This window comes from Halomonas sp. HP20-15 (genome assembly GCF_033446685.1).
Taxonomy (GTDB): Bacteria; Pseudomonadota; Gammaproteobacteria; order Pseudomonadales; family Halomonadaceae; genus Modicisalibacter.
Genome location: NZ_JAWQLY010000004.1, coordinates 214,118 through 235,127, shown reverse-complemented (window position 1 = coordinate 235,127; position 21,010 = coordinate 214,118). Strand labels below are relative to the sequence as shown.

The 21,010-nt window shown below is 64.3% G+C and carries 18 protein-coding genes; 6 read left to right on the top strand and 12 right to left on the bottom strand.

Annotated elements, in window-relative coordinates:
• Positions 1-24 precede the first annotated feature (24 nt).
• Positions 25-720, top strand: a complete 696-nt coding sequence (locus R6258_RS07470; RefSeq protein ID WP_318449038.1) for a hypothetical protein — start codon at positions 25-27, stop codon at positions 718-720.
• 41 nt (positions 721-761) lie between these two features.
• Here R6258_RS07470 and tusA read toward each other — a convergent pair whose 3' ends face one another.
• Positions 762-1,007 carry a sulfurtransferase TusA gene (gene tusA / locus R6258_RS07465; RefSeq protein ID WP_318449037.1) on the bottom strand — a complete coding sequence of 82 codons (246 nt, stop codon included), beginning with the start codon at positions 1,005-1,007 and terminating at the stop codon, positions 762-764.
• Positions 1,008-1,091: 84 nt separating this feature from the next.
• On the bottom strand, positions 1,092-2,216 hold the full coding sequence (gene rlmM, locus R6258_RS07460) for a 23S rRNA (cytidine(2498)-2'-O)-methyltransferase RlmM (protein ID WP_318449036.1): 1,125 nt from the start codon (positions 2,214-2,216) through the stop codon (positions 1,092-1,094).
• A gap of 275 nt (positions 2,217-2,491) precedes the next feature.
• Between rlmM and R6258_RS07455 the strand changes: the two genes are divergently transcribed.
• Positions 2,492-3,229 (top strand): RNA methyltransferase, encoded by a 738-nt coding sequence (locus R6258_RS07455; protein WP_318449035.1) that lies wholly within the window; start codon positions 2,492-2,494, stop codon positions 3,227-3,229.
• 101 nt (positions 3,230-3,330) lie between these two features.
• Here the strand turns inward: R6258_RS07455 and rpsA are convergent, their stop codons facing one another.
• The 7 genes from rpsA to R6258_RS07420 all read right to left on the bottom strand — a co-directional run bounded on the left by rpsA (position 3,331) and on the right by R6258_RS07420 (position 14,034).
• Entirely contained in the window at positions 3,331-5,004 is a 1,674-nt protein-coding gene (gene rpsA, locus R6258_RS07450; protein ID WP_318449034.1) for a 30S ribosomal protein S1, read from the bottom strand.
• Between the two features lie 203 nt (positions 5,005-5,207).
• On the bottom strand, positions 5,208-5,903 hold the full coding sequence (gene cmk / locus R6258_RS07445; protein ID WP_318449033.1) for a (d)CMP kinase: 696 nt from the start codon (positions 5,901-5,903) through the stop codon (positions 5,208-5,210).
• On the bottom strand, positions 5,900-8,188 hold the full coding sequence (locus R6258_RS07440; protein ID WP_318449032.1) for a bifunctional prephenate dehydrogenase/3-phosphoshikimate 1-carboxyvinyltransferase: 2,289 nt from the start codon (positions 8,186-8,188) through the stop codon (positions 5,900-5,902). The genes cmk and R6258_RS07440 overlap by 4 nt, the downstream gene beginning before the upstream one ends.
• Complete coding sequence (gene pheA / locus R6258_RS07435) at positions 8,189-9,280, bottom strand: prephenate dehydratase (protein ID WP_318449031.1); 1,092 nt, start codon at positions 9,278-9,280, stop codon at positions 8,189-8,191. It abuts the gene before it with no gap.
• Positions 9,281-9,369: 89 nt separating this feature from the next.
• The gene (gene serC, locus R6258_RS07430) at positions 9,370-10,452 is read right to left on the bottom strand and encodes a 3-phosphoserine/phosphohydroxythreonine transaminase (protein WP_318449030.1); all 1,083 of its coding nucleotides are present in this window, start codon (positions 10,450-10,452) and stop codon (positions 9,370-9,372) included.
• A gap of 156 nt (positions 10,453-10,608) precedes the next feature.
• Positions 10,609-13,386 carry a DNA gyrase subunit A gene (gene gyrA / locus R6258_RS07425; RefSeq protein WP_318449029.1) on the bottom strand — a complete coding sequence of 926 codons (2,778 nt, stop codon included), beginning with the start codon at positions 13,384-13,386 and terminating at the stop codon, positions 10,609-10,611.
• A 213-nt stretch (positions 13,387-13,599) separates the two neighbouring features.
• Complete coding sequence (locus tag R6258_RS07420) at positions 13,600-14,034, bottom strand: thioesterase family protein (RefSeq protein ID WP_318449028.1); 435 nt, start codon at positions 14,032-14,034, stop codon at positions 13,600-13,602.
• Positions 14,035-14,380: 346 nt separating this feature from the next.
• Here R6258_RS07420 and R6258_RS07415 point away from each other — a divergent pair, with 346 nt between their 5' ends.
• Together R6258_RS07415 and R6258_RS07410 are read left to right on the top strand one after the other, a co-directional pair.
• A complete protein-coding gene (locus tag R6258_RS07415) occupies positions 14,381-15,310 on the top strand; it encodes a recombination-associated protein RdgC (protein WP_318449027.1) in 930 nt (309 codons plus the stop codon).
• The gene (locus R6258_RS07410; protein WP_318449026.1) at positions 15,307-16,470 is read left to right on the top strand and encodes a 1-acyl-sn-glycerol-3-phosphate acyltransferase; all 1,164 of its coding nucleotides are present in this window, start codon (positions 15,307-15,309) and stop codon (positions 16,468-16,470) included. The genes R6258_RS07415 and R6258_RS07410 overlap by 4 nt, the downstream gene beginning before the upstream one ends.
• Positions 16,471-16,648: 178 nt before the next feature.
• Here R6258_RS07410 and R6258_RS07405 read toward each other — a convergent pair whose 3' ends face one another.
• Positions 16,649-18,127 (bottom strand): TrkH family potassium uptake protein, encoded by a 1,479-nt coding sequence (locus R6258_RS07405; RefSeq protein ID WP_318449025.1) that lies wholly within the window; start codon positions 18,125-18,127, stop codon positions 16,649-16,651.
• Positions 18,128-18,204: 77 nt separating this feature from the next.
• Here R6258_RS07405 and R6258_RS07400 point away from each other — a divergent pair, with 77 nt between their 5' ends.
• Complete coding sequence (locus R6258_RS07400; RefSeq protein ID WP_318449024.1) at positions 18,205-19,368, top strand: cation diffusion facilitator family transporter; 1,164 nt, start codon at positions 18,205-18,207, stop codon at positions 19,366-19,368.
• An 83-nt stretch (positions 19,369-19,451) separates the two neighbouring features.
• On the opposite strand, the gene R6258_RS07395 is transcribed toward R6258_RS07400, so the two are convergent.
• Entirely contained in the window at positions 19,452-19,781 is a 330-nt protein-coding gene (locus R6258_RS07395; RefSeq protein WP_318449023.1) for a tryptophan synthase subunit beta like protein, read from the bottom strand.
• Positions 19,782-20,151: 370 nt separating this feature from the next.
• Here R6258_RS07395 and R6258_RS07390 point away from each other — a divergent pair, with 370 nt between their 5' ends.
• Complete coding sequence (locus R6258_RS07390; RefSeq protein ID WP_318449022.1) at positions 20,152-20,433, top strand: hypothetical protein; 282 nt, start codon at positions 20,152-20,154, stop codon at positions 20,431-20,433.
• A gap of 66 nt (positions 20,434-20,499) precedes the next feature.
• On the opposite strand, the gene R6258_RS07385 is transcribed toward R6258_RS07390, so the two are convergent.
• Entirely contained in the window at positions 20,500-20,928 is a 429-nt protein-coding gene (locus R6258_RS07385; RefSeq protein ID WP_318449021.1) for a pilin, read from the bottom strand.
• Positions 20,929-21,010: the final 82 nt, after the last annotated feature.

Below are 21,010 nucleotides of genomic sequence, written 5' to 3'. Positions count from 1 at the left end.
ATCTTGCCGATGAGGAGGGTAACCATGGGTATCCCAATGTCCCCCCGCTCCGCCCAGGTCATCGACCTGGAGACCATGCGCAACCGGCTGAGGGCCAAGCGCCATCTGGTTCGCCTCGCCCCCGAGCTGGATGGCCTCGAGATGGTTTATCATCTGGCCTCCGACCCCGACACGCTCTACGGGATGCCATTGCTCGCCTGGGGGCTGCGTGACGACGGGGAGGTCGTCGGTCTGGTGCCGTGGATGGAAGCGCTGACGCCCTGTCACGATCTCGACGATCCAGAGCATGGTCACTTCGTCGGCTACCGCGATCCCGAGACCGAAGAAATCTTCTACACCGCGCCCGAGCACAAGGTCTATGAACTCGAGCACGCCGCCGCGTATTTCGATTACGAGGAAAGCGGCGAAACGACCCTCCTGCAACAGCTGCCCGAGACGCTGGGCACGCACGCCCTGTGCCTCGATGAGGACGCGGCGACCTGGCAACTCAAGCTGGTCTTCGGCTGGCGGCTCTACAGCAATGGCGAGGTCGAGGCGCTGCTGGTCGACGAGAGCCGGATCGAGTCGACCCCGGTGGTCGCCGGTGACGATTGCCTCTATCCCGGCCATAGCCGCCATCAGGTGGTCTATTTCTTTCAGCGGGCCATCGCCAATCGCATCCGCCAGGAAGACCCGGCCACCCTCGAGGCGCTGGCCTGCATGGTCGGCCACGACGACTGACCGATGAAGCCGCTGTAACGCCTCAGTCCAGACGAAGCGCGTTAGCCCAGGCGAATCAAGTAGAGATAGTCGTCGCCGTGCTGCTCCTGAGCGAGCAATTCATGGCCCAGGAAGTTGCAGAACTTGGGCACGTCGCGGGTGGTCGCGGGATCGCTGGCGATGACCTTGAGCACCTCGCCGGGGCGCATGTCGCGCACCCGGTTGTGCATCAGCATGATCGGTTCGGGGCAGTAGAGCCCGGTGGTATCCAGTTCGGCATCGAAAGCGGAATCGCTGGGGGTACCCATCGCTGGCCTCGTCTGATGGAGCGGTTGCAGGTATAGGATCATCATCGAGCGGCGCATCGCCCGGAGCCGTCGCGAGCGAAGACTTCATGGCAGCCGCACGTGAACGGTGACTTCCTCGCGATCGTGGTAGAGCTGCTTGCAGGCGATTCGCGCCTCGATCCCGGCATCCGCCAGACGCGTCTCAAGCTGCTCGATACAGCGCGCGACTTCCGCCCAGCGCTGCTTCATCGGTAGTTTCAGGTTGAATATCGCCTCGCGACACCAGCGCTTGAGCAGCCAGCGCCCGACCATGTCGATGACCCGCATCGGCTTGTCGACGATATCACACACCAACCAGTCGAGGCGCTGCGGCGGTTGCCAGGTGAAGCCGTCCTCGCGCAAGTGCTCGACCTGGCCTGTCGCCATCAACTCGCGTCCCATGGGCCCGTTGTCGATGGCGTAGACGTGCATCCCCTGGCGCACCAGCTGATAGGTCCAGCCACCCGGTGCCGCGCCCAGATCCGCCGCCTGCATGCCGGCATGCAGGCGCTCTTCCCACTCGTCGCGGGGTATGAATACGTGCCAGGCTTCCTCCAGCTTGAGCGTCGAGCGGCTCGGCGCGTCGTGGGGAGCGCGCAGCCGGCGGATACCGCCCAGCGCCTCGCTGCGGTTGCCGGGAAAGCTCATGCCCAACTGCACGCCATCGCCGGCCGTCCAGTAAAGGTGCAGGCGCCGCCCGCCGGCCTTGCGACGCAATGCGCCGCGCTTGCGTAGCGTCGACTCCAGTGGCTTTTGCAGCGCCTTCATCAAGCCGGCTAGTGCCTTGGCTTCGTTGGAATCCGGTGTTTCCTGCCACAGCGACTCGAAACTCCAGCCGCTGGCGACGACCTGCGCGATGATCGGGGTCAGTCGATCGTCGCGAGAAAGCCCGACGAGCGGCGGCAAGGCAACCAGCGACTGGCGGGCGAAGACCAGCGCTTCGAGCGGTAGTTCGCGGTGCAGCGCATTGGCGGTTTGAGCGTCGCCCATCACCCAGCGCACATGGCCGATGCCCGGCTCGGCGACCCCTGGAGCCGTGGCGTCCTGCGAGTCCAGCGCGCCGATCTTGCTCTGCAGTTCGGCGCTCAGGTCGTTCTCGAACCCTGGCCGGCAATACAGTAGCAGCTCATTGGGCACCAGCGTCGAGACCGGCTTGGCCTGCGGCTTGTTGCGGGATGAATTCGGCGACATGGCGACTCCTGGGAAGAGCCGCAGTCTAGCCGCGGCGCTGTTGTTGGACAACCCCGTCCCCCGCAGTGCGGGATTTTATACCGGTCCGTCGATAAGCCTGGGAGGAGGCGCTGTGAATACATCCATGTACGCTACCGACGCCATCCATGGCGTCGGACCTCCCCTTCAGCTTGTCTACGGCCCTCTTGTCAACCAACTGCGACAATCCTGCGACGCACTCGTGCAGGGCGGAGCCGTCGCGTAAACTGACTCGATTTCCTTCACAAGCGTTCAACATGCTCGACAATATCCACATCGTTCTCGTCCAGACCTTTCATCCCGGCAACATCGGCGCCAGCGCGCGCGCCATGAAGACCATGGGGCTCACCCGGCTGACGCTGGTCAACCCGCGCTGCTTCCCCGATGCCGAAGCGACGCGGCTGGCCGCCGGGGCCACCGATGTGATCGAGGACGCGCGGGTCGTCACTAGCCTCGAGGAGGCGGTCAGCGACTGCGTGCAGGTCGTCGGCGCCAGCGCGCGCCTGCGCAGCCTGCCGTTGCCACACTTCGACGAACCCGACGAGATGGCCCGCACGCTGGTCGCCAACGCCACACAAGCCCCGGTGGCGCTGGTCTTCGGGCGTGAGCGTTACGGCCTGACCAACGACGAGATCCGCCACTGCACCCACCAGGTCAGCATCCCAGCCAATCCCGATTATGGCGTTCTCAATCTGTCCCAGGCGGTCCAGGTGCTGGCACACGAAGTCTATGGCGCCTGGCGTCGTCAGGCCGGCAAGCCGTCCGCGGCGACACCGACACATGGCCCGCTACCGTCCCAGCAGCAGCTCGCCTACTTCCACGAACATCTGCAACGCGTCATGGAGGGCTCGGGATTTATCAACCAGCCCCATGCGCGGACCTCGGATCACCTGCACGCCCTGTTCGCCCGCGCCCAGCCCAACCGCAAGGAGCTGTCGCTGCTGCGCGGCCTGCTCAGCGCGTTGGAAGCGCATCTCGAGCCGCCATCCAGCTAAGTCGGGCGCGGCTACGCCCTTTCCCAGCCACCGAGCGGGCACAAAAAAGCCGCGACCCTCGGGTCGCGGCTTTAGCTTGCTATCTTGCGTCTAGCGGACGATCAGTCCTGACCCATCTGCTGCTTGATCAGATCACCGATGGTGGTCGGGCTGGACTCGCTTTCCTGCTCGCGCAGGCGACCCATGTTGCGGCGCGTGTCCGCCTGGTCCTTGGCCTTGATCGACAGGGCGATTCCACGATTCTTGCGATCGACGCCGACGATGCGGGCTTCGACGCTGTCGCCCTCGCTGAGCACGTTACGCGCGTCTTCGACACGGTCGGCGCTGATCTCGGAGGCCTTGAGGATACCGATGACATCGGTCGCCAGCTCGACATGGGCTTCCTTGGCATCGACTTCGACGACACGGCCGGTAACCATCGAGCCCTTGTCATTGACGGCCAGGAACTCGGAAACCGGATCGGTCTCGAGTTGCTTGATGCCCAGCGAGATGCGCTCGCGCTCGGGATCGATCGACAGGATGACGGCTTCGGCTTCGTCGCCCTTCTTGAACTGGCGCACCGCCTCTTCGCCGGTCTCGGACCAGGAGATGTCGGACAGGTGAACCAGGCCGTCGATGCCGCCTTCCAGACCAATGAAGATACCGAAATCGGTGATCGACTTGATGGTCCCGGCAACCCGGTCGCCCTTGTTGTAACGGGCGTTGAAGTCTTCCCACGGGTTGGTGGTGCACTGCTTGATGCCCAGCGAGATACGACGACGCTCTTCGTCGATATCCAGCACCATGACCTGCACGTCGTCGCCGACCTGCACGACCTTGGACGGGTGGATGTTCTTGTTGGTCCAGTCCATTTCGGAGACGTGGACCAGACCCTCGACACCCTCTTCCAGCTCGGCGAAGCAGCCGTAGTCGGTGAGGTTGGTGACGCGAGCGTCGACCTTGGTGCCTTCCGGGTAACGCGCCTTGATGTTGACCCAGGGATCTTCACCCAGCTGCTTGAGACCCAGCGAAACGCGGTTGCGCTCACGGTCGAACTTCAGCACCTTGACGTTGATCTCGTCGCCGACACCGACGATCTCGGACGGATGCTTGATGCGCTTCCAGGCCATGTCGGTGATGTGCAGCAGGCCATCGACGCCGCCCAGATCGACGAACGCACCGTAATCGGTGAGGTTCTTGACGATACCCTGGATCTGCTGACCTTCCTGCAGAGTCGCCAGCAGCGCTTCACGCTCGGCGCTGTTCTCGGCTTCGAGAACGGCACGGCGAGAGACGACCACGTTGTTGCGCTTGGGATCGAGCTTGATGACCTTGAAGTCGAGCTCTTTGTTCTCGAGGTGCGTGGTGTCGCGCACCGGGCGCACGTCGACCAGCGAACCCGGCAGGAAGGCGCGGATGGAGGCCACGTCGACCGTGAAACCGCCCTTGACCTTGCCGTTGATCACGCCCTTGACGATCTCGTCCTTTTCGAAGGCGGCTTCCAGCTCTTTCCAGGCTTCGGCACGCTTGGCCTTCTCGCGGGACAGACGCGTCTCACCGAACCCGTCTTCGACGGCTTCGAGTGCAACCTTGACTTCGTCGCCAACACCGATGGTCAGTTCGCCGTTATCGTCACGGAACTGAGCCACGGGAATCTGGCCTTCGGATTTCAGGCCGGCGTTGACGGTAATCCAGTCACCTTCGATGTCCACCACGGTGGCCATGACGATGGCACCGGGTTCCATGTTGATGTCCTGGAGGGACTGTTCGAACAGTTCAGCAAAGCTTTCGCTCATGAGCATCCTACGTGATCAACGGTAATGGCGGTTGTCGCCTTCTCCACACCACCAGCGAGTGCGGGCCTACTTTACAAATCCCCGGGGATGTTGGCGCTGGTTCGACCTGATCCGGCTCTCAGTCGCATGTCGTCAGGTTGCCGGAGCACGTCATTACATCTTGCCGGGGGCGCCGGAAGCGTCGTCGCATCGGGGACTTCACTTCAGATCGAGGCGATCAGACTTCGATCCTCAAGCAGCCTCTGAATGTGATCTACCACATCCGGTATCGACAGCTCGGTGGTATCCAGCTCAACGGCATCGTCGGCCGGCTTGAGCGGAGCCACGGCACGCTGCATGTCGCGTGCGTCGCGAGACTGAATGTCTTTCAAAAGACTCGGTAGACTAGCATCCACGCCCGCTTCCTGCAACTGGAGGTGGCGCCGGCGGGCGCGCTCCTCGGCGGATGCGGTGAGGAATATCTTCAGCGGCGCGGTGGGAAATACCACCGTGCCCATGTCGCGTCCGTCGGCGACCAGACCGGGCGGCTTCTGGAAATCGCGCTGGCGCGCCAGCAGACCCTGGCGCACCGTCGGCAACGCCGCGACCTGGGAAGCGCATTCGCCCATCGTCTCGGTACGGATCGCCGCGCTCACGTCATCGCCCTCGAGCATGACCCGCGTCTCGCCGCCTTCGGCGATGAAGGCGACATCCAGCGATTCGGCCAGCCGCGCCAACGCCGGCTCGTCGTCGAGCGCCACGCCGTGCTTGAGCGCCGCCTGGGCGGTCAGGCGATAAAGCGCCCCGGAATCCAGCAGGTGCCAGCCCAAGCGTTCGGCGATCAGCCGGCTCACCGTGCCCTTGCCGGCCCCGCCGGGACCGTCGATGGCGAGCACCACGGCGGAAGCATTATCGCTCATGCGCCCTCCTCGTCCTGGCGCGCCCCGCCGGCCTGCTCCGCAAGCGACAGCCCGACCTTGCGCGCCAGCTCGACGAAGCCGGGAAACGAGGTCGCCACGTTGGCGCAGTCGTCGATCACGATCGCCTCGCGGGCACGCAGCGCGGCGACGCTGAACGCCATGGCGATACGATGATCGCCGAGGCTGTCGATGCGCCCGCCGCCGTAGCTGGGGCCGTCGTGGCCCTGGCCTTCAAGGCGGCCGACGATGTCGATGCCATCGGCGTAGAGGGTGACGTCGACGCCCAGCTCGGCGAGACCGTCGGCCATCGCCTGCAGCCGGTCGGATTCCTTGACCCGCAACTCCTCGGCGCCGCGCAGCCGCGTCGTACCCTCGGCGCTGGCCGCGGCGACGAACAGCGCCGGAAATTCGTCGATCGCCAGCGGCACTTGGTCGGCCGGGATCTCGATGCCCTTGAGCGGCGTGTAGCGTACGCGAATATCGGCCACCGGCTCGCCGCCCACTTCGTGCTGGTTGCTCAGCGTGAGGTCGGCGCCCATCGCCTTGAGGATATTGATCACGCCGATCCGCGTGGGATTGACGCCGACATGCTCGAGGGTCAGGTCGGCGTCCGGCGTGATCGCCGCCGCGACCAGAAAGAACGTCGCCGAGGAGATGTCCGAAGGCACGTCGATCGGTCCGGCGGTGAGCTTGCCGCCGCCGCTGAGCCAGGCGAGGTTGCCGTCGCGGGACACCGGATAACCGAAGCCGTTGAGCATACGTTCGGTGTGATCGCGGGTCGGCGCCGGCTCGCGCACCCGGGTCTCGCCCTGGGCGTACATGCCGGCCAGCAGCAGGCACGACTTGACCTGCGCGCTGGCCATCGGCATGTCGTAATCGATGCCCTTGAGTCGCTGGCCGCCCTTGATCCTGAGCGGCGGCCGGCCGCCCTCGGCGGTCTCGATCACCGCGCCCATCGCGCGCAGCGGATCGGCCACGCGACCCATCGGCCGCTTGGTCAGCGAGACGTCGCCGGTCAACTCGGTATCGAAGGCCTGCCCCGCCAGCAGCCCGGCGAACAGCCGCATGGCGGTACCGGCATTGCCCACGTAGAGCGGGCCGACCGGCGCCTTGAGGCCGTGCATGCCGACCCCGTGGATGGTCACGCGCCCCTGGTGCGGCCCTTCGATCGCCACGCCCATCTCGCGGAAGGCCTGCAGCGTGGCCAGGCTGTCCTCGCCCTCGAGGAAGCCCTGCACCTGGGTCACGCCCTCGGCCAGCGCACCGAGCATGATCGAACGGTGCGAGACCGACTTGTCGCCGGGCACGCGAATCGTCCCGCGAACGCTGCCGCCGGGCTCCACGCGGTAGCGAATGTTGCGTTGTTCCATCGCCTGATATCTCGTCTGGTTCAAAAGGGTGTCGAAATAGTGCCGAGCATGGCTGGCGCGGTCCAGCGTCGCCAGCATGGCATCGCCGTCGCCGCGCTCGACCGCCGCACGCAGACGCGCCACGCCGGCCTCGAAGTCGTCGAGCGCGGCGAGCACCGCGTCGCGATTGGCGGTGAACACGTCACGCCACATCACCGGGTCGCTGCCGGCGATCCGCGTGAAGTCGCGAAAGCCGCCGGCGGCGTAGCGGAATATCTCGAGGCGCTCGTCCTGGCGCGCCAAGGTGTCGACCAGCGAAAAGGCCAGCAGGTGCGGCAGATGACTGGTGCGTGCCAGCACCTGGTCGTGGCGCTCGACGGCCATTTCCAGCACCTCGGCGCCGCATGCCGCCCACATCGCGCGCACCCGCGCCACCGCCCGGGGGTCATTGTCGGGCTCGGGGGTGAGAATCACCTTGTGATGACGATAAAGCGTCGGATTGGAGGCCGCGACGCCGCTCTTCTCGGAACCGGCGATCGGGTGGCCGAGCACGAAGCGCGCCGGCAACGCACCGAATACCGCTTCGGCGGCGGTGCGAATCGCCAGCTTGGTGCTGCCGACGTCGGTGATCACCTGATCGCTGAGCACCGGGCGCAGCGTCGCCATCACCGCCTGCATGGCCATCACCGGCACCGCCAGCACGATCAGGCTGCTGCCCTCGACCCATGGCGCCAGCTCGGTGCCGCCGTCATCGATCACGCCCATGGCGATGCCGCGGGCGATCTCGCCGGGGTCGCGGTCGCAGGCGGCGATCTCGCCGCGATAGCCACCGGTCTTGAGCGCCGCGGCCAGCGAGCCGCCGATCAATCCCAGACCGACGATCAGGATGCGCGACTCGGCGATTCGCCGTGCGCCGTCGTGGCTTCGCTCCACCACTTAAAGCACCCCCTGCGGGTAGGAGCCCAGTACTTTCATCTCGGCGGCACGCAGGCGCACTTCATCGAGCAGCGCGGCGACCTCGGGTTGATCGACGTGGCCCTTGAAGTCGATGAAGAACACGTAGTTCCACACCCCGGTACGCGACGGCCGGGTCTCGAGGCGGGTCATGTCGATCTGGTGACGGTGGAAAGGCTCGAGCAGATCGTGCAGCGCCCCCGGCTGGTTGCGCATCGCCACCACCAGCGAGGTCTTGTCGGTGCCAGACATCGGCACGTCCTGGTGACCGATGATCAGAAAGCGCGTCGAGTTGTCGGGGCGGTCCTCGATCTTCTCGGCTATACGTTCCAGACCGTAGAGCTTGGCCGCCATGTCGCCGGCGATCGCCGCACTGTGCCATTCGCCCTTGACCAGCCGGGCGGCCTCGGCATTCGACGAGACCGGCACTCGCTCGGCGTGGGGATAATGAGCGTCGAGCCACTTGCGGCACTGGGCGAAGGATTGCGGATGGGAGTAGATGCGCGAGATCTTGTCCTGCCGGGTGGTGCCGGCAATCAGCAGGTGGTGGTGGATGCGCAGCACCACCTCGCCGCAGATGTGCATCGACGAGTCCATGAACGAATCCAGGGTGTGGTTGACCACCCCCTCGGTGGAGTTCTCGACCGGCACCACGCCGTAGTTGACGGCGCCGGCTTCGACTTCGCGGAAGACCTCGTCGATCGCCGCCATCGGCAGGCTGCGGGCGCTTTCGCCGAAATGCTTGAGCGCCGCCTGCTGGGTAAAGGTGCCTTCGGGCCCCAGATAGGCGACCTTGACCGGTTGCTCGAGCGCCAGGCAGGCGGACATGATCTCGCGGAACAGCCGCGCCATCTCCTCGGCGTCCAGCGGGCCGGGGTTGAGCGCCATGATACGCCTCAGCACCTGGGCTTCGCGCTCGGGGCGATAGAACACCGCCTGCGGGTCGCCGGCGGTCTTGACCTGGGCGACACGCTGAGCGCACTGGGCGCGCTCGCTGATCAGCTGCAGGATCTGGGTATCGATTTCGTCGATGCGCTCGCGCAGTTCATCGAGATTGATAGAGGTGTCGCTCATCAGTAGTCCTCGGTCAAGACAGCACTGGAAGCCAACGTTTTGCTTGCAGTTTGACTTCCAGCTTACAGCTTCAAACTTACAGCTAGGATTCAGCCGTGACGGCGTTCGAAGTCGCCCATGAACGCCACCAGCGCATCGACGGCCTGCTCGGTGACGGCATTGTAGAGGCTGGCGCGCATGCCGCCGACGCTACGGTGTCCCTTGAGGTTGAGCAGCCCCGCCGCCTCGGCTTCGTCGAGGAAAGTGTTGTTGAGCGCCTCGTCGGCGAGCACGAACGGCACGTTCATCAGCGAACGATTGACCGGCGCGATCGGATTGCTATAGAAGTCGCTGGCATCGATGGCACCATACAGGGTCGCCGCCTTGCGCCGGTTGATCGTCGCCATCGCCTCGATGCCGCCGACATCGTCCCTGAGCCACTCGAAGACCAGCCCGGCCAGGTACCAGGCGTAGGTCGGCGGCGTATTGATCATCGACGCGTTGTCGGCGTAGACCTTCCAGTCCAGCAGGGAGGGCGTGCGCGGCAGCGCCTGCCCGAGCAGATCGTCACGCACGATCACCAGGGTCAGGCCGGCCGGGCCGATATTCTTCTGCGCGCCAGCGTAGATCACCCCGTAGCGGCTGACGTCCAGCGGCGTTGAAAGAATCGACGAGGACATGTCGCAGACCAGCGGCACCGCCACGTCGGGCGTGTAGTCGTAGGCCAGACCGCCGATGGTCTCGTTATGGCAGTAATGCAGATAGGCCGCATCCGCGCTCAGCGCGATCGCATCATTACGCGGGACATCGACATAGCCGCTTGCCCGGCTGGTGGCGGCGAGATGCGAACCGGCCAGGTGGTCGGCCTCTTTGATCGCCTTGCCCGACCAGATGCCGGTGTCGAGATAGTTGGGCGTCCCGCCGCCACCCAGCAGGTTGAGCGGGACACAGGCGAACTGCATCGTCGCTCCGCCCTGCATGAACAACACCCGGTAGTTGTCGGGTATCTGCAGCAACGTGCGCAGGTTGGCCTCGGCGGCTCCGGCGATGGCCTCGAACTCGGGGCTGCGGTGGCTCATCTCCATGACCGACAGGCCGTGGCCCCGGTAGTCGAGCATCTCTTCGCGGGCGCGCTCGAGTACCGGGGTCGGCAACGCGGCCGGCCCGGCGCAGAAGTTGTAGCGGCGTGTCATCGGCGTCGTCTCTCGCAATTCTCTTTTAAAATTCAGCTATTGAAATACGGCTATTGAAGCACGGGTTTGTCAAAGTACGGATGCGGGTGACCGACGTACCGGCCATTGGCAAGCGACCGCCAATAAACGGCGGTCGCAGGATGGGCTCGGCTCGCTTTACTGCGAGTCTAGCGGCCCCGGCCCGTCGCCATCGTCAGCACCCTCGCTGCCCGTAGCAGTCTCACCGTCGACGACATCGCCCGACGAAGTGTCGCCCAGCGAGGCGTCGTCCGCCGCTTCGACCTGCTCTTCGGTGGGCTCGTCGACGCGCACGGTCTTGACCAGCGACTCGCCCTCGCCCAAACGGATCAGCATCACCCCCTGGGTGTTGCGCGAGGTCGCCGAGACCTCCTCGACGCGGGTCCGCACCAGCGTGCCGCGGTCGGTGATCAGCATCATCTCGTCGCAGGCGTGAACCTGGATCGCCGACACCAGATCGCCGTTGCGCGCGCTGGTCTGCATGGCGATCACCCCCTGGCCGCCGCGCCCACGCAGCGGGAAGGCCTCCAGCCGCGTGCGCTTGCCGTAGCCGCGCTGCGAGGCGGTCAGAATGTAGATCTGGTCGTCGGCGATGTCGACGCTGCCGGTCTCCGCTTCCATGGCTTCGACCTTGGTGGCTTCGTCGATATCGCCGTCGTCATCGCTCGCGTCGCTGTCGTCGATCTGCGTCGAGCGCGGGATGATCAGGCTGATAACCTCGGCATCGCCCTGCAGGCGCATGCCGCGCACGCCGCGCGCGGTGCGGCCCATGGCGCGGACGTTGCCCTCCTCGAAGCGGATCGCCTTGCCGTTGGACGACAGCAGCATGACGTGGTCCTCGCCATTGGTCACCGCGGCGCCGACCAGGCGGTCGCCTTCATCGAGATCGATGGCGATCAGCCCCACGCTGCGCGGCCGCGAGAACTGATCGAGCGTGGTGCGCTTGACGGTGCCGTTGGCAGTGGCGAAGAAGATGTAGCTGTCCTCGCGATATTCACGCACCGGCAACATGGCGTTGATCGACTCGTCGCCGTCCAGCGGCAGCAGGTTGACCAGCGGCTTGCCCCGCGAGCCGCGGCTGGCCGCGGGAATCTCGTAGACCTTGAGCCAGTAGACCTTGCCCTTGTTGGAGAACAGCAGCACGGTGTCGTGGGTCGAGGCCACCAGCAGGTGCTCGATGACATCCTCGTCCTTCATGCTGGTCGCCGACTTGCCGCGTCCGCCGCGGCGCTGGGCCTGGTAGTCGGTGATCGGCTGGGTCTTGGCGTAGCCCGAGCGCGAGATGGTGACCACCATGTCCTCTTCGTTGATCAGATCGGCGATGGTCAGGTCGAGGCGGCTGGTCTGGATGACCGTCTTGCGCGCGTCGCCGTACTGATCGCGCACCGCGATCAGTTCCTCGCGGATCACCTCGAGCAGGCGATCGGCGGAGGCCAGGATTTCGCTGAGCTCGGCGATCTTCTCGAGAATGCCCAGGTACTCGTTGAGCAGCTTCTCGGTCTCGAGCCCGGTCAACCGGTGCAGGCGCAGCTCGAGGATCGCCTGGGCCTGAGCCGGCGACAAGCGGTACTCGCGCTGATCCTCGGAAAGCCCCAGGCCTTCCTCGAGGCCCTCGGGCTTGCAGGACACCGCCCCGGCACGCTCGAGCATGTTGCTTACCTGACCCGGCTGCCAGGCCTTGTCGAGCAGCTTCTCCTTGGCTTCGGCGGCGCTCGGTGAGGCCTTGATCAGCTCGATCACCTCGTCGATGTTGGAGATCGCCACCGCCAGGCCTTCGAGGATGTGACCACGCTCGCGGGCCTTCTTGAGTTCATACAGCGTGCGCCGGGTAACCACCTCGCGACGGTGGCGGACGAAGGCCTCGAGCATCTGCTTGAGGTTGAGCGTCTTGGGCTGGCCGTCGTCCAGCGCCACCATGTTGATGCCGAACACGGTTTCGAGCTGAGTGTGGGCGAACAGGTTGTTGACCACGACCTCGCCGGACTCGCCGCGCTTGACCTCGACCACCACGCGCAGGCCATCCTTGTCGGATTCGTCGCGCAGCTCGGCGATGCCCTCGATGCGCTTGTCCTTGACCAGTTCGGCGATCTTTTCGATCAAGCGCGCCTTGTTGACCTGATACGGCAGCTCGGTGATGACGATATGATCGCGGCCGCTCTTCTCGTGATGCTCCACGGTGTACTGGGCGCGCACATAGATGCGCCCGCGGCCGGTGCGGTAGGCGTCGAGGATGCCGGCCTTGCCGTTGATGATCCCCGCGGTGGGGAAATCGGGGCCCGGGATGTATTCCATCAGATCGTCGATGGACAGCGTGTAGTCGTCGATCAGCGCCAGGCAGCCGTTGATCACCTCGACCATGTTGTGCGGCGGGATATTGGTCGCCATGCCCACCGCGATGCCCGAGCCGCCGTTGACCAGCAGGTTGGGCACGCGGGTCGGCAGTACGTCCGGGATGCGCTCGGTGCCGTCGTAGTTGTCGACCCAGTCGACGGTGTCCTTCTCGAGATCGGCCAGCAACTCATGGGAGAGCCGCGCCATGCGCACTTCGGTGTAACGCATCGCCGCCGCGCTGTCGCCGTCGATCGAGCCGAAGTTGCCCTGGCCGTCGACCAGCACGTAACGCATCGAGAAGTCCTGGGCCATGCGCACGATGGTGTCGTAGACCGCGCTATCGCCGTGCGGGTGATACTTACCGATCACGTCGCCGACCACGCGGGCGGACTTCTTGTAGGGCTTGTTCCAGTCGTTGCCCAGCTCGTGCATGGCATAGAGCACACGGCGGTGAACGGGCTTGAGCCCGTCACGCACGTCCGGCAGCGCGCGGCCGATGATCACGCTCATCGCGTAATCGAGGTACGACTGCTTGAGCTCGTCCTCGATATTGACTGGCAGAATCTCTCTGGCGATGTCACCCATGTGTCGTCAAATCCTTTGCACTGCGACTGATAAGCGCTGGCATAACAGCAAGCGATTAACCTTCGCTCCCGTCCGGCTGGCACCGATGAGGCGACGAGGCGAAGGCTGTGCGCCCCGCGGGGCGACACGATCGGGCGATTATACCATTGCGCGGCCCATTAAGGCAGCGCCGGGGATGTCGGCGCGTTGACGCCGTGGGTCACGCGGCTCGGTCTAGACAGCCGTATTCGGCTCGCCTAGCACATAGGGGAGCAGGGTATCGCGCACCTCGCCGTCGATCGGCAGGCTCTTGCCGGTTTTGGTGTCCAGCAGCACGAAGGTGAAGTCGGCATCGGCGATGCGCTTGCCGTCGCCGACCCGGTTGATCTTCTGATGGATGACGGCGCTGCGATGACTGAGGCTGGACAGCGAGGTCAGCACTTCCAGCTCGTCATGGATGACCGCGGCACGCCGGTAGTTGATGTTGAGGTTGACGGCGACCGCGGCCAGCCCCTGATTGAACAGCGCAGCGAGATCGAACTGTTGTTCGAAATAGGCCCAGCGCCCCTCCTCGAGAAACTCCAGGTAACGGGCGTTGTTGACGTGGGCATAGCCGTCGAGATGGAAACCGCGCACGCGCAGCGTGGAACGGGCGATTCGTGGGTCCATGGCGAGCAATCCTTGGCATGAGGAAAAACTGCATAAATGTCTGCGCGGGCAAATCGCTGCGTTGTGCGGTGCTGGAGCGCCAGCCCGGTCGGAATCCTCACATATAACCCATATGCTCCGGTTCCTGTGCTCCGTACGCCTTGCGCTTCACTCCGCTCGCTATTTATTCAGCGCTTCCTGAGATGAGAGAAAATGATGAGCTTAGGGCTGTCTCGATTCTAACCATGCCCCCACAGGCTATCAAACGAGGGTTTTAAACTGTTCTTGGCCAACCGAAGTCGCTCACCCTATGGCACCGAGCGGGACGATTGGCCATAATGTGCCCCCTTTGCAACGGAACGACGCCATGTGGTTCAAGCACTTGCACCTGTATCGCGTGCATGACGCCCCGCAGCTGACAAGCGACGAGATGACGACTGCGCTCGACGCCCAGGCCTTTCGGCCGCTGGGTGGCAGCGAGGCCCGGCGGTTGGGCTGGAGCGCCCCGGCGGGACGCGCCGGCGAGCAGCTGCAGCACGAGCTTCACGGTCACCGCCTGCTCTCGGCGCTGCGTCAGGAGCGCCTGCTACCGGCCTCGGTGGTCCGCGAGGAAGTCGATTCCCGCGCCACCGAGCAGGAAACCCACGAGGGCCGTCCGCTGCGCCGCCAGGAAAAGCAGGCGCTCAAGGAGCAGGTCTATGAAGAATTCCTGCCGCGCGCCTTCGTGCGCACCCAGCGCTTCGACCTGTGGTGGGATACAAAGCGCCAGCTGATCGGCGTCAATGCATCGAGCCGCCAACGCGCCGAAGACGTCCTCGACCTGCTGCGCCAGTCGCTCGGTAGCCTCAAGGTCACGCCGCTGGCAACCAAGGTGACGCCGACCCGTGCGATGACCGAGTGGCTGACCCAACCCGACAATCGTCCCGCCGCGCTCGAACTCGGCGATCAGGTCGAACTGAAGGCCACCAGCGGTGACGAAAGCGTGCTGCGCGGCCGTCAGGTCGATCTCGACGGCGAGGAGATCCAGACCGTCCTCGCCACCGGGCGCCAGGCCACGCGACTCGCCCTGTCGATCGACGAAGCGGTTTCGCTGGTGCTTCACGACGACCTGGCGATCAAGTCGCTGCGCTTCGCCGACGCCGTGCTCGACGAAGCCGCCCAGACCGAGGACGACGACGACCCGACGCTGCGCCTGGAAGCCGATTTCGCGCTGATGACCCAGGTGCTCGCCAACTCCATCGAACAACTCATCGACTGGCTGGGTGGCGAAGCCAACCCCGCCGCGCCGACGCCATGACACAACAGCCTTCAGCGGACAATTTCGACAGCATCCGCCCCTATTACGACGCGGAAGTGCCCGCGGTGCTCGATCGCCTCGCCCACGACCGTGAGTTCCTCGACGCCATCACCCGCTATCGCCTGCCGCGGCTGTCGCGCCACGCACCGTGGCTGGCCCGCGCCCTGGCCGGCTTCAAGTTGCAGCGGCAGATGCGCGGTGTGACAAGCGTGCGCGACTTCCAGAATCACATCGCCTATTACATGCGCCGAATGCTCGCCAACAGCACCGACGCCTTCGAGGTCGAGGGCTTGGACAAGCTCGACCCCGGGCGCGGCTACCTGTTCATCGGCAATCACCGCGACATCGCCCTCGACCCGGCCTTCGTCAACTACGCGCTGTACCAGGCGGGGCGCGACACGGTGCGTATCGCCATCGGCGACAACCTGCTGCAGAAACCGTTCGTCACCGACCTGATGCGGCTCAACAAGAGCTTCATCGTGCCGCGCAGCGCTAAGGGCAAGCGCGCCATGCTGGCCGCCTACCAGGCGCTTTCCGGCTACATCCGCCATTCGATCACCCAGGATAATCATCCGGTGTGGATGGCCCAGCGCGAAGGCCGCGCCAAGGACGGCATCGACCGCGCCGATCCGGCGATCATCAAGATGCTGACCATGGCTCACCGCCAGCACGACAAGAGCGCCAGCCTCGGCGAGGCGATCCGCGAGCTGCGCATGGTGCCGGTGTCGATCAGCTACGAATACGACCCCTGCGACACGCAGAAGGCCCGCGAACTGCACGCCGTGCATACCCAGGGCCGCTACGACAAGGTCGAGTTCGAGGACATCCGTTCGATCGTTGCCGGTATCACCGGCGCCAAGGGGCGCATCCGGCTGAGCTTCGGCGAGCCGCTCGTCGCCGATTTCGAGACGCCCGAGCAGGTCGCCGCCGAGATCGACCGCCAGGTGCTCGGCAACTACCACACCTTTCCCAGCCATCAACTGGCGCTCGAGGCCACCGGCCAGGCCCCCGACCTGCTCGATTTCAGCGAAGTCACCGACGCCGACCGGGCGCGCTTTGCCGCGCGCCTGGCGGCCGTGCCCGAGGAGTTGCGAGACTGGTGGCTGGCGCAGTACGCCAACCCGATCCTCAACCGCGCCGGGCGAATCACGGAAGAATAGCTTCGAGCTACGAGCTACGAGCTACGAGCTACGAGCTTCGAGCTTCGAGCTTCGAGCTTCGAGCTACGAGCTACGAGCTACGAGCTTCGAGCTACGAGCTACGAGCTACGAGCTACGAGCTACGAGCTACGAGCTACGGCAGATCTTAGCGCGTGGCTCGCCGCCCGCGCCCCGTAGCTCATTTCTTCCAGAACATCGGCGTCAATAGCACCAACACGGTCAAAATCTCCAGCCGGCCCATCAGCATGCCCACGCAGAGCAGCCACTTGGCGGCATCGGGCAGGCTCGAGAAATTGCCGGCGGGGCCGATCACGTCACCCAACCCCGGGCCGACATTGGCTACCGCGGTGGCTGCGCCGGACAGCGCGGTGACCAGGTCGAGTCCCAATACCGCAAGCCCCAGGGCCAGCCCCGCCACGGTCAGAAAGAAGAAGAACGAGAACGCCACCACGCCACGCACGATCTCGTCGTTGAGCAGGCTGGCATTGTAGCGCTGGGCGAAGACCCCGTTGCTGTGAATCAGGAAGCGCAGCTGGTTGCGCAGCATCAACAGCGCGATCTGGAAGCGGAATATCTTCATGCCGCCACTGGTCGAGCCGCTGCAGCCACCGACGAAGGTGAGGTAGAAGAACGCCACGATCGCCAGCCCACCCCAGAGCGTGTAATCGTCCGAGGCGTAACCGGTGGTGGTGACCACCGAGATCACGTTGAAGGACACCTGGGTCAGCGCCTCGAAGGCCGGGGTGCCGCTCATTACGCGATAGGTCGTCAACATGACGATCGCCAGCATCAGCAACATCAGCATGCCGCGCACCTGCTGATCGTTCCACAATGCCGAGGGTGCGCCGCGCATGCTGCGGATATAGAGCACGAAAGGCAGCGCGCCACTGAGCATGAACAACGACCCCAGCCACAGGAGCAGCGGCCGGTCGGCATAGGCACTGAACGAAGCGTCGGAGTTGGCGAAGCCACCGGTCGACAGCGAGGTCATGCCGAGCACTACCGCGTCCAGCGGCAGCATGCCCGCCAGCCAGTAGCTCACCACCGCCAGCCCGGTCAGGCCCACGTATATCGTCATGGTCGCCTTGGCGATGCCGCCGGTGCGCGGCATCACCTTGTCCGACCAATCCGAGGACTCGGTATGGAACAGCCGCATGCCACCGACCTTGAGGAACGGCAGGATGGCGATCGCCATGACGATGATGCCGATACCACCCAGCCACTGCATCATGCCGCGCCATAGCTTGAGCCCGTCGGACAGCCGCTCGATGCCCACCAGCACCGTCGAGCCGGTGGTGGTAATTGCCGATACCGACTCGAAGACCGCATCGGTGAACGACAGTTGCGGCGCGCCGAGCACCAATGGCAGGCTGGCGAAGCCGCTGACCGTCACCCAGCTCAACGTGGTCAGCACGAACATCTGACGGGGCTTGAGTTCGACTTCGGTACGCCAGGTCATCAACAGCGCCACCACCACCGTGCCCACCACGATCGCCAGCGACAGCGCAAAGGCCCTTGCGTCGGCGTCACGCTCGGCGATCAGCACCAGCCAGGGCATCACCATGAAGGCGGCCAACACCAGCCAGAGCATGGCCAGCACCTTGAGAACCGGTGCCCAACGCGATGACACCAGGCGCGGCACTGCAATCGAAGTCATTGAAATCGTTCCCTTGCATCCTCGACTACGGGCCGCAACTATAACGCATTAATTTCTCATATTCGCGGACTCGCTAAATGCCAACCGCCACGACCCAGCAACAAGATACACGCCTTGCCCACCGCGTGACCGTAGTCGGCAGCGTCCTGAACACCATACTGGGTGTCGCCAAGATCGTCGTCGGCCTGGCAGCCGGCTCGGCGGCGCTGGTCGCCGACGGTATCCACTCCTTCTCGGATCTGGTCACCGACGTCTTCGTGATCGTCGCCACCCATTTCGGCCGTCAGGAACCCGACCACGATCATCCCTATGGCCACGGCCGCATCGAAACGCTGGGTACGCTGCTGCTGGGCAGCGTGCTGCTGTTCGTCGCTGGCGGCATCGCCTGGGATAGCCTCAGCCGGCTGCTGGAGGGCGCGTCGACGCCGCCCGCCGGGGCCGTGGCGATCGGCTTGACGGTGGCCGCCCTACTCGCCAAGGAGTGGCTCTTCCGCTACACGCTGACCACGGCCCGACGCGTCAACTCGCGGTTGCTCGAGGCCAACGCCTGGCACCACCGCAGCGATGCGCTCTCCACCATCGCGGTGCTCGTCGGGCTGATCGGCAGCCAGCTGGGTGCGGGCTGGATGGATGCCGTCGCCGCCGTCGTCGTCGGCGTGCTGGTCGGCAAGATCGGCGTCACGCTGCTGTGGGACGCCGGCAAGGAGCTCATCGACACCGCCCTGCCCGAGGCCGACCAGCAGCGCATGCACGACATCGCCCTGACCGTGCCCGGCGTGCACGACATACACCAGTTGCGTACCCGCACCCTCGCCGAGCAGGTGCTGCTCGACCTGCACCTGGTGGTCGGGCCACGCCTGACCGTTTCGGAGGCCCACGAGATCGGCAACGAGGTGTGCCGCGAGCTCTACCGCGCCTATCCGCAGCTGACCGACATCACCTTCCACATCGACCCGCAGGACGATTCCCACGACGAGGTGCCCGACCGTGCGCTGACCCTGCCGCTGCGTGGTGACGTCGAACAAGAACTGGCCCGGGTCTGGGGCGAACTGCCCTGCTGGCAACAGCGCATCGCGCTGGACCTGCACTATCTCGACGATCGCATCGACGTCTCGCTGTACACCGCCGAGGACGAAGCGCGCCCGGACCTCGACCGTCAGGCCGGTCGGCTGCGCGAGGCCGCCGATACGCTCCCCTGGCTGGGGCGGTTGCGACTCTGGCAGGGGCCGGGACGCGGCTGAGCGAGGAAGGGAAAAGATGGCGGAGGAAAGAAAAGCAAACCATCGGAAAGAGGCTCCCTCCCACGCCTAGCCCTCACCTGACTTCAATGTGACTCCTCATAGCGCAGCTCGATCTGGGCCTTGTCGACCTGCTGCTGATAACGCATCAATCGCCGATCGGCCAGCTTGCTGCGCGCCGCCTCGGGCAGCTTGGCAATATCCAGCGTGCCGCTTTCGATCAGCGCCTCGATCAGGTCCTCGAGCACGCGAATCAACTGCTGGTCGGATTCCTGCCATTGCATCCGGGTACCGCTCTCTTCAGCCAGAAACGCACGCCACTCCTTGGCGTCGGCTGCCAGGTACTCGGTGCAGTCCGGCGTCAGGTGCCGGCTGACCAGTTCGATTTCACCCTTGGCATTACGCTTGACGAACATAGCCTTCCTCTTGATATTCGATCCCCTTCCCACGCGACGCAGCCCGACATGAACGCGGATCGTCACGCAACCGCCCCGGTCGAGGCTCCCTCGTAGGCGAACTGAGGCTTGTGACCCAAGGAAAGTGTAAGTCAGTATGCCTAGTCGAGTAACAAAAAATTACACCCGGCGTGGACTGACGTTTAGCCGCACGGCATGACATCAATGCTTCGGTCAGCGAACTGCAAGTCGCTAGCGCCGAACCGAAGCGGCCCCAACAAGAGGCTACGCGATCGGCCTGATCACGAGCCCGCTGACGCGCGCGGCGCGGCCATGCTATCGTTCGCGGCATGATGTTCCAGTCAGTCATCGATTCGTGGAGAGGCAGACCATGGCCAGCTCGGAAATGCAGAAAGCGCGCGTGATCAACGAACTGCGCGCCTTTATCAAGAAACTACTGCAGGACCCCCAGATACTCGAACAATCGCTCAGCGTCGCCCGCAAGCATCTCGGGCAAGGCAACGACCGGGAAGTAATGACGCGTATCGCCAACGAGATCAGCGATACCACTAGCGTGCATATTTCCGACGACCCGGCGGAGTTTTCCGAGGCTGATCGCTTGTATCTGGAATTATTGAAGGAAGTAGTAAGTGAGGAGCAGGCTTTGTATTGAGCAATACATACTTAAACAACAGCCAGACTCAGCAAAGCTTAATCGCCGAGCCTGGCTAATTATTAATTAAGAACCGCCGTCACGACAATCTGAAGGGACATAAGGATAGTTAGCTGCAGTAGGGGTAGTGCATGCCCATTCAACTCCACCATTATCAGCAGTCGGTGTAAATGTGACAGCAACATTGCCTCGTGAATCTGTATTTACAGTAGCTGTTAATGCCCCTGTATCCGCATCACAAGCTAAAGTCGTTTTACCAACATCGCCTTGGACACCTGCACACTCATCTGAACCACTCATAATATTCTCAGAGACTGTAGTTTTAGCTGCGCCAAGTACACCCAGCCCCTCAGATACCTCTGCTCGTGCCGTGTAATCTTGGTAACGAGGAATAGCAACCGCCGCCAAGATACCCACAATCGCTACCACGATCATCAGCTCGATCAGGGTAAAACCGCCCTGACGTCGCGCCGCCTGAAACTTTGCCTGGTTCATTTACTGCTCCCCTTCGAAGCCTTTGCTACTCAATTTAAGTTCCCCGAATACCGCCATGCCTGTATACCAGCCACATCATCGG